The organism is Microbacterium sp. 13-71-7 (genome assembly GCF_002257455.1).
Taxonomy (GTDB): Bacteria; Actinomycetota; Actinomycetes; order Actinomycetales; family Microbacteriaceae; genus Microbacterium.
The window spans coordinates 1-12552 of record NZ_NCKN01000118.1; the positions used below are offsets into that span (position 1 = coordinate 1).

A 12552-nucleotide genomic window follows, 5' to 3' on the forward strand; every position below is an offset into this window, starting at 1 on the left:
GCTGCGCCGGGCCCTGCTTGAGGGCGAAAATCAAAGAACGTGGACGGCAGACCGAGCGCCTTCGCGATCGACTCGATCTGCTCGGCCGAGGCGGGGCGGTCACCGCGTTCGAGCATGGAGATCAGGGGCTGCTGCAGATTGGCTGCCGAGGCGAGGTCAGCCTGGGTGACGTTCATGAGCACCCGTCCGTCGCGGATGCGAGAGCTTTCAGCCATTTTCGACCTCGTCCTCCTCCTCTGCCTCCTGGCCGAAGTACTCGAGTTCTTCGTCGCGCTGCTCGAACTTCATGTCAGCGAAGGAAACGCCGCGTTCGAGATAGACGTTGAGGTCGAGCGGCGCGTTGCGGTTGAGTCGAACAGATCCGAGCGTGTGTACGAGGCGCAGCTTGAACTCCTCCCCTTGTCGTTCCCAGAGCAGGAGGAAGTTGTGCGCAGCGAAGAGCACGTTTGGATCGGTCTCGAGGAGAGAGTTGCTGTAGTAGCTCACGCGAGTGGGGTTGCGGCCGCTCGGAGGTACGATCTCGGGAGCCCAGGTGTGGAGCACTCGGATGGAATGCGGACCGTTGGCGAGTCGAACGGGGCAGTTGGGTCCGGAGTTCTTAACGAGGCGCCACCCTCCCATCGAACCGTCCTCGAGCATCTCGAGCTCATGGTGCACAAGCGCGCGAGCGACATGCGTCCTCGTGCTGCTGTACCTCTCGATCGACGCGAGAGGCCCTTCGCCGCCGAAGGCCGTGTCCAGGGCTGGTGCCGCGACGTCAAGAGCATCGAACACGGCGTCGCTGGCGGGCTGCACCGACTCCAGCAGGTGGGTGATCTCTAGGGATGTGCTCACGCGTGTTATATTATCACGCGTTTCAGCACATGCCTAGTTGGGTGGTGGCATCAGAGCGGAAACGCGAAGTGGCCTGGAAGCGGGAGGATGTCCCCCATCCAGACGTTCCGCGTGAGGCCCAGCTCCCGAGACACCTGCGCAACCGATTGAGCAGCACGTGCCTCCGCGACCGCGTCCGCCTTGAACGCCTCCGAGTAGACTCGTCGGCCGCGAGACTTCGCGGGTTGCGCCGGGTCCACAGCGTGCAACTGAGCATTCGATGGGGCCATGAACTTGCACCCCCTGCTCAGTGGGACACGGCCGGGGAGAGATCGGCCCTGTCCTCCGGGGTGGCCTTCATCCGGGAGGGAGGGGGTGTACCCCCTCATCACTCCCGAATACGAGAACCCTGCTGATGCCACGGCCGATACCTCAGATGCTTGAAAGGCCGTTGCGGCTGCGGAGTCCCACGTCGACATCCGAAGTACTGCTTGCGGGACTTCGAGAGGCGTTGGATGCCTCATGTCGACATGGAGAAGAAGCTACGGTGCTTCTATGATGACCGACGCCGCGACGTTCTCTGTTCGATTCGGCATGCCTTCAGACCTCCACGCACTCCGCGTCCTCGAGCGGACCTACTTCCCGGCCGTTCCGGGCGAGCGGCATGCCGGCTACATCTTCGAGAACCAGGAACAAGACCAGGGCCGCGACGGCGGGCTTCATGCGAGAGGTTGCTGACACAAAGACGCCCTCCACGAGGGAGGGCGTCGGGCAACGGTCGTGACAATCAACCGGTGCTGGGGTGTAACTAAGACAATACCAAACTAGGGACATGCGAGTGGTCAACAGTGAAAAAAAGATCGAAAGATTGATCGTCTACATCGACGGATTCAATCTTTACAACGGGCTGCATGACGCCGCACGTAACAGGCTGCTCTGGCTAGACGTGGTGAAGCTCGCAAAGCTTCTTCGCCCTCGGTCGTCGATCGTTCAGGTCAAGTACTTCACGGCGATCGTCCTGAACGAACCGGAAGCGCAGGCTCGGCAGGACCGATACTTGGACGCGCTCAGGGGGCTCTACCCAGGTCGTCTGACCGTGATCAAGGGGCAGTTCCAAGAGAAGCCTCGACACTGCAAAGCCTGCGGCGCATCCTGGGTGAGCTACGAAGAGAAGCAAACCGACGTCAACATCGCTGTGCACCTGGTGGCGGACGTAGCGGCTGGTCGAGCTGACTCCTACATGCTCATGACGGCGGACACGGACATCATTCCGGCGGTCAAGATGGCGTGGGGAGCCAATCCCGACGCGAACATCTTCGCTCATTTTCCGCCGCATAGAGGGTCAGTTGCGATCCGTCGTCTGATGCCGAGCTCCCGCAAGACGACGGTCACGCGCGTGAGAGAAGCGCTACTCCCGCTCGAGGTCGAGCTCGCGAATGGAGCCATCTTCCGGTGCCCCGACAAGTGGCATCCCGATGGGGTTGACGTGGCAACCTCGATGCCGACTCATCACTGTCCCACTCCTCTGGACGTCGCGCGGTGGAGTCAACGGAAACAGACGATCTGAACAGTTCTGCGGAAGCCTCGCGGACCTGAACGAGAAAATACCAGGTCAGCGGCACCGTCTAGCGGAAGTTGATGAACTGCAGATCGAGATCCAGGTCGGATCCCTTCAGCAGCGCGATCACGGCCTGCAGGTCGTCGCGGCTCTTGGACTGCACGCGCAGCTCGTCGCCCTGGATCTGCGACTTCACCGACTTCGGACCCTCGTCGCGGATGATCTTGCCGATCTTCTTCGCGTTCTCGGAGCTGATGCCCTCCTTGAGGGTCGACTCCAGACGGAACTCCTTGCCGCTCGCGGTGGGCTCGCCGGACTCGAGGCTCTTCAGGGAGATGCCGCGCTTGATGAGCTTGGTCTGGAACACGTCCAGCACGGCCCGCACGCGCTCGTCCGAGTTCGCCAGGATCACGATCTTGTCGCCGCTCCACGCGATCGAGGCGCCGACCCCCTTGAAGTCGTAACGCTGCTCGATCTCCTTGCGGGCCTGGTTGAGGGCGTTGTCGGCCTCCTGGCGATCCACCTTGGACACGATGTCGAATGAGCTGTCAGCCATACAGGCAGTGTAACGAGCGTCGGCGTCAGGCGGTTTCGTGTACGGCGCCGCCGGGGCGCGCCGTCGAGGAGCGCACCACGAACCGCGGGGTCAGCGTGCGGTGCTCGGGGGCGGCCCCTGGGTTGTCCAGTTGGGCGAGCAGCAGGTGCGCGGCGAGACGCCCCTGGCCGGCGGGATCCTGCGCGAGCGTGGTCAGGCCGAAGAACGCCGAGAGCTTGTGGTCGTCGATGCCGACCACGGACAGGTCGTCCGGGACGCGCAGGCCGAGGTCGCGCGCCGCGAGCATGCAGCCGATGCCGATCTCGTCGCTCGCGGCGAAGATCGCGGTCGGCCGGTCGTGCGCGAGCAGCGCCTTCGCGGCCGCGTATCCGGAGGGGATGTCGAAGTCCGCCTCCCAGAACCCGGTCTCCTCGACCTCGAGCCCCGCCGCCCGCATCGCGGACAGCCAGCCGTCGTACCGCGCGTCGCCGAGCTGGAACGCGCTCGCGATCGTCCGCCCCGCCCCGACGTACGCGATCCGCGTATGCCCGAGCGAGAGGAGGTGCTCGGTGGCGAGGGTCGCCATCCGCGCATTGTCGACGTCGACGGCGGTCGCGCCCTCGATGTATCCGCCGATGCTGACCACGGGCTTGCCGAGCGCCCGCAGTGCGCGGATCTCGTCGGGCGTCAGCTCGATGCTCGCGGCGATCAGGCCGTCGATGCTCGCGCGGCGCAGCGAGCTGCCGAACACCTGATCGCGCTGCGATTCGTTGCCCTGCAGGTCGTACAGGGTCACGTCGTACCCCTGGCTGAGCAGCACGGACTCGATGCCCGTGAGCAGATCCGTGAAGAACCAGCGGTCGATGAACGGCACCATGAAGCCGATGTGCCGGGTGCGTCCGGAGGCGAGCCCCGAGGCGTTCGACGAGATGACGTAGCCGAGCTCCGCGGCCGCGGCCAGGACCTTCTCCCGCGTGGCGGCCGAGGCGGTCTTCCCGTTGAGGGCGCGCGAGACCGTCGCGGTGGACACACCGGCGAGACGCGCCACATCGGCGATGTCAGCCACGAGGCCTCCTGGGAAGTCGGGTCAAGGAAGGGTACCGGTCCGACCCGGCGGGCATGGCCCGCAGGAGAGATCCGTGACGTTCGTTCGGATCATAGTTGTAAACGCTTCCGTAATGGCAAACCCGAGTCGGATCACCTCGAACGTCAATGGAGACAAGGAAATCAAAAAGTCGCGACGAGGTGGACTGGCACAGGCGAGGGTTGCGCGATGCGGTTCGGATCCGCATACTGTAAACGCTTGCGTTCTGGCAGGCGGGGCGCGCGCCGATACGGCGCACGATCGGAGCCGATCGCGCTCCCACTAAGCACCGAGAGAGGTACACCGATGAAGGTGAACAGGAAGAGCGTCGTCGCGTTCGGCGCACTCCTCGTGGCCGGCGCACTGGCGCTGACCGGCTGCGGCGGCAGCGGAAGCAGCGGCGGATCGTCTGCGGGCGGCGACAAGACCACGAGCTCGCTCACGGTCTGGGTTGACTCCAACCGCGCGGCCGCGATGAAGCAGGTCGCCGCCGACTTCAAGAAGGACAAGGGCATCACCATCAACCTGGTGGTCAAGGACTTCGGGAAGATCCGCGACGACTTCACCGCGCAGGTCCCCACCGGCAAGGGCCCCGACATCACCATCGGTGCGCACGACTGGATCGGATCCTTCGTCAAGGACGGCCTGGTCGCGCCGATCGAGCTGGGCGACTCCGCCGCCAAGTTCGAGAAGGTCGCGATGTCGGCCGTCACCTACGACAGCAAGGTCTACGGTCTGCCCTACGCGATCGAGAACATCGCGATCCTGCGCAACACCGCCCTCGCCGACGCCACCCCGGCCACCTACGACGAGATGATCGCGAAGGGCAAGGCCGCGGGGACCAAGTACCCGTTCCTGATCGGGCTCGACGCCGCCACGGGCGACGCGTACCACACCTACCCCTTCGAGACCTCCTTCGGCGGCCAGGTCTTCGCGCAGAACACCGACGGCAGCTACGACGCCAAGAAGCTCACCATCGGCGACGAGTCGGGCCAGAAGTTCGCCACCTGGCTGGGCGCGCAGGGCGCGGCCGGCATCTTCAACCCCGGACTGACCGGCGACCTCGCCAAGGCCGCGTTCAACGCGGGCGAGGCCCCGTACTTCATCAGCGGCCCGTGGAACCTGCCCGACGCCGAGAAGGCCGGCATCAAGGTCTCCGTCGACCCGATCCCGAGCGCCGGCGGCCAGGAGGCCCGTCCGTTCGCCGGCGTGCAGGCGTTCTTCGTGAACGCGAAGTCGAAGAACACCCTCGCCGCGAACGAGTTCCTGGTGAACTACCTCGCCACCCCCGCCGTGCAGACCGCGCTCTACAAGGCGGGCGGCCGTCCGCCGGCACTGACCGAGTCGTTCCAGGCCGCGCAGTCCGACCCGGCCGTGGCCGGTTTCGCCAAGGTCGGCGCGAACGCCGTGCCGATGCCCTCGGTGCCCGAGATGGGCTCCGTGTGGGACGACTGGGGCAAGTCCGAGGTCGCGATCATCAAGGGCGCGGACCCGGCGAGCACCTGGACCACCATGGCCCAGGCGATCCAGACGAAGATCGGCTGACCCGGTCCCGAACCCGGTGCGGGGAGGCGCGATCGCGCCTCCCCGCACCACCGCCCGCTGACGACGTTGTGAAGGGGTCGAGATGACGGGTCCTGCCGTGCAGGAGAAGACGGCCGTGTCCGCCGAGGACAGGGCCAGGAGTCGCCGCCGGCGACGCGCCGCGGCCTACGCCGAGGCGGCATCGGCCGGCTGGAAGGTGTGGCTGGTCAAGATCGTCGCGCTCGCGGTGATCGACGCCCTCGCGCTGTACGCCGTGTTCGCGCTCGCCGCGAGCGCGCAGTGGACCCCGGCCGTGCTGGTCGCCGCGGGCGTCCTCGCGATCAACGCGGTCTACCTCATCCCCGGGCTGCTGCCCGCGAAGTACCTCACGCCGGGCCTCGTGTTCCTGCTGATCTTCCAGATCTTCGTGGTGCTCTACTCCGGATACGTCGCGTTCACGAACTACGGATCCGGCCACAACTCGACCAAGGACGACGCGGTCCAGGCGCTGCTGCTGCAGTCGCAGACGCGTGTCGCCGATTCCCCGACGTTCTCGGTGAAGGTCCTCGAGAAGGACGGGAAGTTCTTCTTCCTCACCGCCGAGCCCGGCAGCACGGCGCCGCTCATCGGCGGCGCCGATCGCCCGCTCTCGACCGAGCCCGGCATCACGGCCGACGGGGCACCCGGCTTCACGACCCTCGACTTCCCGAGCGTGATCGCCCACCAGAACGACATCGCCGCCCTCGCCGTGCCCCTCTCGCACGACCTGAACCAGGGCTATCTCAAGACCACCGACGGATCCAAGGCGTACCTGTTCACCTCGACGCTGAAATGGGATCCGAAGGCCGACACGATGACCGACACCAAGACCGGGGTCGTCTACAGCGACACCGGCCATGGCGCGTTCACCGCGAAGGACGGCAAGGCGCTGCTGCCCGGCTGGCAGGTCTGGGTCGGGATGGACAACTTCGTCCGCGCCTTCTCGGATCAGTCGATCCGCGGGCCGTTCTTCGCCGTGCTGCTGTGGACGTTCGCGTTCGCGATCCTCTCGGTCGCCACGACGTTCATCCTCGGCCTCTTCCTCGCGATCGTGTTCAACGATCCGAAGATGCGCAGCCGCAAGTACTACCGGCTGATCATGATCCTGCCGTACGCGTTCCCGGCGTTCCTGTCCGCACTGGTCTGGGCCGGCCTGTTCAACAAGGACTTCGGCTTCATCAATCAGGTGGTGCTCGGCGGCGCGTCCATCCCGTGGCTCACGGATCCATGGCTCGCCAAGGGGGCGATCCTCATCGCGAACCTGTGGCTCGGCTTCCCGTACATGTTCCTCGTGACGACCGGTGCGCTGCAGTCGCTGCCCGACGACGTCGTCGAGGCCGCACGGGTGGACGGGGCGAGCGTGTGGCAGACGTTCCGGCTCATCAAGTTCCCGTTGCTGCTCGTGGCGGTGGCCCCGCTGCTGATCGCGTCGTTCGCCTTCAACTTCAACAACTTCGGGCTCATCTTCCTGCTCACCAACGGCGGGCCGCAGTTCACCGATGCGAGCATCAACGTGGGATCCACCGACCTGCTCATCTCGATGGTCTACAAGGTCGCCTTCGTCGGCTCGGAGCGGGACTACGGTCTCGCCAGCGCCTTCTCGATCATCATCTTCGTGCTCGTCGCCGCGATCTCCCTGATCGGATTCCGGCAGACCAAGGTGCTGGAGGATCTGAACTGACATGACCGACATCGCATCGACCTCCACACCGACCGCGACGGCGACCGCGACGCTGCTCGCCGCTCCGGCACCCCGTGCCCGCCGTCCTTTCGGCCGCTGGTTCCGGGAGACCGGCTGGCGGCACATCATCGGCATCGTCATGCTCGTCTTCGCCGGCTTCCCGCTGGTCTACGTGCTGTCCGCCTCGCTGAACCCCGGCGGCACGCTGCTCAGCACGAACGGACTGTTCTCGAAGATCAGCCTGGACAACTACGTGCAACTGTTCCAGGATCCGTCCCGCCCTTACGGCGCCTGGTTCCTGAACACGATCTTCATCGGCGTGCTCGCCTCGGTGTCCAGCGTGTTCCTGTGCGCGCTCGCCGCATATGCCTTCTCGCGCATGCGATTCCGCGGACGCCGCACGGGGCTCATGACCCTGCTGCTCGTGCAGATGTTCCCGCAGCTGCTGGCGATCGTGGCGATCTTCCTGCTCATGTCCGCGATCGGCGACATCTTCCCGGCGCTGGGCCTGAACTCGCAGATCGGCCTGATCCTCGTGTACCTCGGGGGAGCGCTGGGGGCCAACACCTTCCTGATGTACGGCTTCTTCAACACGATCCCCTCATCGATCGACGAGGCGGCGAAGATCGACGGCGCGGGTCACGCGCGGATCTTCTTCACGATCACCCTGCGCCTGGTCGCCCCCATCCTCGCGGTGGTCGGACTGCTCGCGTTCATCGGCATCACGGGCGACTTCCTGATCGCGTCCACCGTGCTCATCTCCCCGGAGAAGCAGACTCTCGCCGTCGGTCTCTACCAGTACGTCTCGACCGATGCGAAGAACTACGCGGTGTTCGCCGCCGGGGCCGTGCTGGCGGCCATCCTGCCGATGATCCTGTTCCTCTCGCTGCAGAAGTACATCGTCGGCGGGCTCACCGCCGGTAGCGTGAAGTAGCGATCCTCGATCCACAACTCAAGGGCTCTGTCACGGCACCGGTCGTGCAACCACGTCGACTCCCGGCGGGCTGCCGCCGCACTCGGAAAGGCCTGACATGACCGCTCTCCTCCCGCACCACGACGGATCCGCGCTGCACGTCTCGGACGACGCCCCCGCCCTCGGCGACGTCGTCCGGGTGCGACTGCGCGTGCCAGAGGGCTACGGTCCGCTCGTCGCCGTCCGCACCCGCTCCAACCCCGACCACGAGCCCGAATGGACCGACGCCGAGCGGATCGGCTCCGCGGACGGATGGGACTGGTGGGAGGCGCCGGTCACCGTCCGCAATCCGCGGCACGGGTACCGCTTCCTGCTGCAGCACCGGGACGGCCGGATCGAGTGGCTGAACCAGACCGGCATCCACGGGCTGGAGACGCTCGACGCCGAGGACTTCGCGCTCGTCGCCGAGCCCGCGCCTCCCGCGTGGCTGCACGAGTCGGTGATGTACCAGGTGTTCCCCGACCGGTTCGCCCGCTCCGCCCAGGCCGACGAGCACCCGACACCGGACTGGGCGATCCCCGCGGACTGGGACACCCCGGTGGATCCGGTCATGCCCGGTCGCGCGCATCAGTTCTACGGGGGCGACCTCCCCGGCGTCGTCGAGCACCTCGACCACCTCGTGGAACTCGGCGTCAACCTGCTCTACCTGACGCCGGTGTTCCCCGCCGCGTCCAACCACCGGTACGACGCCTCGAGCTTCCTCCGCGTCGACCCGCTGCTGGGCGGCGACGAGGCGTACGCGCACCTCATCGAGGAGGCGCACGCCCGCGGGATCAAGGTGATCGGCGACCTGACCAGCAACCATTCGGGCGACCGTCACGAGTGGTTCCGCGCGGCGTTCGGGAACCCCGGCGCCCCCGAAGAGGACTTCTACTACTTCACGAACGACGACAACACCGAGTACGAGTGCTGGCTGGGCGCGCGGAGCCTGCCGAAGTTCGACTGGGCCAGCGAGGAGCTGCGCGAGCGCTTCATCACGGGCGAGGACTCGGCCGTGGCGCGATGGCTCAAGCCGCCGTACGGCGCCGACGGCTGGCGCGTGGACGTCGCGAACATGACAGGGCGCCTCGGGGCGATCGACCTGAACGCCGAGGTGCGCCGGCTGCTGCGCGACACCGTGCGGGGGATCAACCCCGACGCGATCCTGCTCGGCGAGTCGACGAACGACGCCACGAGCGACCTCCAGGGCGACGGCTGGGACGGCGCCATGACGTATCCCTCGTTCACCCGCCCGGTGTGGGCCTGGCTCAGCGAGCCGAACGGGGAGCCCTACCTCACCGCGGAGGGGGAGGAGCGCACCGAGAGCTGGTTCTTCGGCATGCAGACCGGCGGGATCCCGCGCTACACCGCGCGGGACGTCGTCGATTCGATGACCCGGTTCACCGGAGGGATCCCCTGGCGGGTGCGGCTCGGCAACATGCAGCCGCTGGACACGCACGACACCGCGCGGTTCGCCACGAACGCGGCGCCCGGCACGGTGCCGGTCGCCGTGGGGCTCTCGATGACCCTGCCGGGGCTGCCCGTGGTGTTCGCCGGCGACGAGTTCGGGCTGACCGGCGTGGACGGCGAGGCCAGTCGCACGCCGATCCCGTGGGGCACCGAGGGGGAGGCGGAGACCGCGGAGCGGATCGCGCTCTACCGCGACCTCGTCCGGCTGCGCAGGGCGCACCCCGTGCTCGGCACGGGCGGGCTGCGCTGGCTCCACGTCGACGACGAGTGCCTCGTGTTCGCGCGCGAGTCCGAGGCCGAGACCGTGCTCGTGCTCGCCGCGCGCGGAGATGTCGACATCGAGCTCCCGCCGGGGGCGCTGACCGCGGCCGCGGATGCCGAGGCACTGTTCGGGGACGCGACGTTCGCGGTGGCGGAGGGCGGCGCCGTCGCGCTCGCCGCGGAGGGGCCGGTGTTCGCCGCGTGGGCGCTACCGGGCGTGGCCGCTCCCGACGCCGGCTGACGGCTCCGGCGGGTCCCCCGGCGCTCGCCGCACGCGCGGGGGACGTCTCCGCCGCGCGCCGTCCTGGCGCGCGCGCTCCGCGCTCGTACCCTCGAGGTATGGCACGGATCGGGGGGCGCAACACCGGGATCGCGTGGCTCGCGGGCGTCGTCTGCGCGGGGGTCATCGCGGGGCTCGTCTACCTCGCCGCGCCCATGGCCCCCGTGATGGTGAGCTACTTCGCCGGCCTGCTCCGGTAGCGACGCGGATCCGCCCCGGTGCGGATCGGAATCAGGCATCCGCAGTTTTCCGGCACGTCTCCGCGACGGCGCCCCGCCTCGGAGATAGCCTCGAATCACCGTATCCGTATGGAGGAGCTCACATGAGTGACCACGAGGTTTCGAAGCCGGCGCAGGCGCACGACGTCGACGACGCCGTGGCCGCGCCCGAGACGGACGCCCAGGGCGTCGACACCCCTGCCGTGCCCGCCGAGGCGCAGCCGGCTCCGGCCGACGCCGCCGAGGCGCAGGCCGCCCCCGCCGCACCGCACGGCACCGCCGCACCGCATGACGCCGGCGCCGACGCGGCAGAGGCCGCGCAGCCCGACCATGCCGCCGTCGCGCAGAGCGCGCAGGAGAGCCTCGCACAGGCCGAGCGCGCCGCCGACGGGGCGACCGCGCGGGGCGAGGCCCCCGCCGCGGACCAGCACGCCGCCGTCGACCCGGATCTCGCCGCCTTCCACGCTGCCGAGGCCGCGTATCCCGGCACGTTCGGGGGCACCTTCACGCCGCCGTCGCCGGCCGAGACGCCCACCGTGGTCGCCGCGGCGGTCGCCACGGAGACCTCCACGTTCGAGCACGCGACCACCCGCGTCGACACCGCAGCCGAGGCGCCCACGCAGGTGCTCGCCCCGGCCGTCGTGAACCCGGGTGCGACCGATGCGCCGCCGCCGATCTTCGTGCAGGCGCCCGAGCCCCCGCGCGAGCGCGGCAACCGCGGCGCGATCTTCGGCATCGGCCTGCTGGCGGCCGTCGCCTTCGCGATCCTCTACCTCGGCACCGCCGTCGGCATCGCCGCGTTCGACGGCAAGGTCACCACCGACACGATCGGCACCTACCTGCTCGACGAGCTCCGCAGCGCCGGTCTGTGGATCCCCGTCGTCGTGTTCGCGATCGGCTTCTGGCTGCTCGGCGGCATCATCAACCGCGGTCGCTGGGGCTACTGGGTGGTCTTCGGCATCATCGTCGGCGGCTTCGCCTATGGCGGGCATCTGCTCGGCGCGATCGGATCCGTCGAGTTCTGGAAGCTCGGCGCGACCCAGCTGGCCGAGAACGTGAACGCGCAGCTGCTCGCCCCGCTCGCGATCGCCGCCTTCATCTTCGGCCGCGAGCTCACCATCTGGTTCGGCGCATGGGCCGCCCGCGCCGGCGCCCGCCGCACCGCTCAGAACGAGGAGGCGCAGCGCGAGTACGAGCGCGTCCTCGAAGCCGGACCCCAGCTGCCCTAGCGGCGCCGGCCTGCCCCGCAGGAGAGCATCACGAACGAGACCCCGCCGAACCCCCGCGAGCCACGGCCCGCGGGGGTTCGGCCTGTCCTCGCGTGGGCGATAGGGGTCATCTCGTTCTTCGCGCTGGCCATCATGGGCCTCGGCGCGCTGAGCCTCTTCGCCGAACGCGACCTCATCTCGGTGCCGCGGCTCGGCCAGCTGCCGGGCATCATCGGAATGGTGCTCGCCGTCGTGGTGTTCGCCCTGGCGCTGCGGGGAGTCCTTGCGGACCCCCATCCATCGTTCGTGGCGACCGTGTTCCTCGCGCTCGGCGCCGCGCTCGTCCACCTGGGCGGCGTCTGGGGCACCGCGGTGGCGGAGGGCACGGGGGCGGTCCGCGCCACGGCGGCCGCGGGCCAGCTCGTGCTGGGCGGAGCGAGCGCCGTGATCGTGGTGGCGGCTCTGATCGCGGCGTGGGTGGCGATCGCGCTGCGGCGCACGGAGGCGAGACCTCCCCGCTGGCCGTGGGAGAAGGGCGACGACGAGCAGCCGTGATCCGCGCGCGTCCCGCTCGGCGCCGCCGCGCCGCACCGGATCTCGCGTGCCGCGAGCGCCCGGGCGTGTCCGCGCCGTACGCTGGAGGCGTGGAGCGCTCGCTGGAGACGCAGGTGGACCAGGCCGTCGAGGCCTGGCTGCGCTGGGTGCCGCGCTGGGAGCCGTCGACGCATCGCGGAAGGGTCGCGCCGTGCCGCCGCTGCCTCGGTTCCCCCGTGCTCTCGGCCGCGGGCATCGGCGCGAACGTGCCGCACGGGGTGCAGCACGGACTCTCCACGCGGATCAAGACGATCGTCGATCACGCCGTCGCCGAGTACACCGCGCGGAACCTGCCGATGCTGCAGGGGGAGCTCGACCAGCAGGCCGCGCGCAAC

General features: G+C 68.4%; 13 protein-coding genes and 1 pseudogene. 10 read left to right on the forward strand and 4 right to left on the reverse strand.

The window, feature by feature from the left end; all coding sequences use genetic code 11:
* A partial coding sequence (locus B7X32_RS21070; protein WP_366246988.1) for a helix-turn-helix transcriptional regulator occupies positions 1–215 on the reverse strand: 215 nt, incomplete at its 3' end.
* Complete coding sequence (locus tag B7X32_RS12235; RefSeq protein WP_292719897.1) at positions 208–834, reverse strand: hypothetical protein; 627 nt, start codon at positions 832–834, stop codon at positions 208–210. The genes B7X32_RS21070 and B7X32_RS12235, both read right to left, overlap by 8 nt.
* Before the next feature lie 534 nt (positions 835–1368).
* On the opposite strand from B7X32_RS12235, the gene B7X32_RS12240 reads away from it, so the two are divergent.
* Positions 1369–1551, forward strand: a complete 183-nt coding sequence (locus B7X32_RS12240) for a hypothetical protein (RefSeq protein WP_292719899.1) — start codon at positions 1369–1371, stop codon at positions 1549–1551.
* Positions 1552–1645: 94 nt separating this feature from the next.
* Entirely contained in the window at positions 1646–2380 is a 735-nt protein-coding gene (locus tag B7X32_RS12245) for an NYN domain-containing protein (RefSeq protein WP_292719901.1), read from the forward strand.
* A gap of 58 nt (positions 2381–2438) precedes the next feature.
* Here the strand turns inward: B7X32_RS12245 and B7X32_RS12250 are convergent, their stop codons facing one another.
* A complete protein-coding gene (locus tag B7X32_RS12250; protein ID WP_292719903.1) occupies positions 2439–2927 on the reverse strand; it encodes a YajQ family cyclic di-GMP-binding protein in 489 nt (162 codons plus the stop codon).
* Between the two features lie 25 nt (positions 2928–2952).
* Complete coding sequence (locus B7X32_RS12255) at positions 2953–3972, reverse strand: LacI family DNA-binding transcriptional regulator (RefSeq protein ID WP_292719905.1); 1020 nt, start codon at positions 3970–3972, stop codon at positions 2953–2955.
* A gap of 324 nt (positions 3973–4296) precedes the next feature.
* Between B7X32_RS12255 and B7X32_RS12260 the strand changes: the two genes are divergently transcribed.
* The 8 genes and pseudogenes from B7X32_RS12260 to B7X32_RS12295 all read left to right on the forward strand — a co-directional run.
* Positions 4297–5535 (forward strand): maltose ABC transporter substrate-binding protein, encoded by a 1239-nt coding sequence (locus B7X32_RS12260; RefSeq protein WP_292719908.1) that lies wholly within the window; start codon positions 4297–4299, stop codon positions 5533–5535.
* Positions 5536–5617: 82 nt separating this feature from the next.
* On the forward strand, positions 5618–7234 hold the full coding sequence (locus tag B7X32_RS12265) for an ABC transporter permease subunit (protein WP_292719910.1): 1617 nt from the start codon (positions 5618–5620) through the stop codon (positions 7232–7234).
* 1 nt (position 7235) lies between these two features.
* A complete protein-coding gene (locus tag B7X32_RS12270; protein WP_292719912.1) occupies positions 7236–8168 on the forward strand; it encodes a sugar ABC transporter permease in 933 nt (310 codons plus the stop codon).
* Positions 8169–8265: 97 nt separating this feature from the next.
* Positions 8266–10158 carry a glycoside hydrolase family 13 protein gene (locus tag B7X32_RS12275; protein WP_292719914.1) on the forward strand — a complete coding sequence of 631 codons (1893 nt, stop codon included), beginning with the start codon at positions 8266–8268 and terminating at the stop codon, positions 10156–10158.
* Between the two features lie 98 nt (positions 10159–10256).
* A complete protein-coding gene (locus B7X32_RS12280) occupies positions 10257–10397 on the forward strand; it encodes a hypothetical protein (protein ID WP_292719916.1) in 141 nt (46 codons plus the stop codon).
* A gap of 122 nt (positions 10398–10519) precedes the next feature.
* Entirely contained in the window at positions 10520–11644 is a 1125-nt protein-coding gene (locus B7X32_RS12285) for an ABC transporter (protein WP_292719918.1), read from the forward strand.
* A 132-nt stretch (positions 11645–11776) separates the two neighbouring features.
* A complete protein-coding gene (locus tag B7X32_RS12290; protein ID WP_292719920.1) occupies positions 11777–12178 on the forward strand; it encodes a hypothetical protein in 402 nt (133 codons plus the stop codon).
* An 89-nt stretch (positions 12179–12267) separates the two neighbouring features.
* Positions 12268–12552: pseudogene (locus B7X32_RS12295) on the forward strand (spermidine/putrescine ABC transporter substrate-binding protein); the annotation flags it as partial.

Excerpts from the sequence above, each read along its gene's own strand:
- B7X32_RS12240 (WP_292719899.1), top strand. The coding sequence starts at position 1,369 with ATGATGACCGACGCCGCGACGTTCTCTGTTCGATTCGGCATGCCTTCA.
- B7X32_RS12245 (WP_292719901.1), top strand. The coding sequence starts at position 1,646 with ATGCGAGTGGTCAACAGTGAAAAAAAGATCGAAAGATTGATCGTCTAC.
- B7X32_RS12250 (WP_292719903.1), bottom strand. The coding sequence starts at position 2,927 with ATGGCTGACAGCTCATTCGACATCGTGTCCAAGGTGGATCGCCAGGAG.
- B7X32_RS12260 (WP_292719908.1), top strand. The coding sequence starts at position 4,297 with ATGAAGGTGAACAGGAAGAGCGTCGTCGCGTTCGGCGCACTCCTCGTG.
- B7X32_RS12265 (WP_292719910.1), top strand. The coding sequence starts at position 5,618 with ATGACGGGTCCTGCCGTGCAGGAGAAGACGGCCGTGTCCGCCGAGGAC.
- B7X32_RS12270 (WP_292719912.1), top strand. The coding sequence starts at position 7,236 with ATGACCGACATCGCATCGACCTCCACACCGACCGCGACGGCGACCGCG.
- B7X32_RS12275 (WP_292719914.1), top strand. The coding sequence starts at position 8,266 with ATGACCGCTCTCCTCCCGCACCACGACGGATCCGCGCTGCACGTCTCG.
- B7X32_RS12280 (WP_292719916.1), top strand. The coding sequence starts at position 10,257 with ATGGCACGGATCGGGGGGCGCAACACCGGGATCGCGTGGCTCGCGGGC.
- B7X32_RS12285 (WP_292719918.1), top strand. The coding sequence starts at position 10,520 with ATGAGTGACCACGAGGTTTCGAAGCCGGCGCAGGCGCACGACGTCGAC.
- B7X32_RS12290 (WP_292719920.1), top strand. The coding sequence starts at position 11,777 with ATGGGCCTCGGCGCGCTGAGCCTCTTCGCCGAACGCGACCTCATCTCG.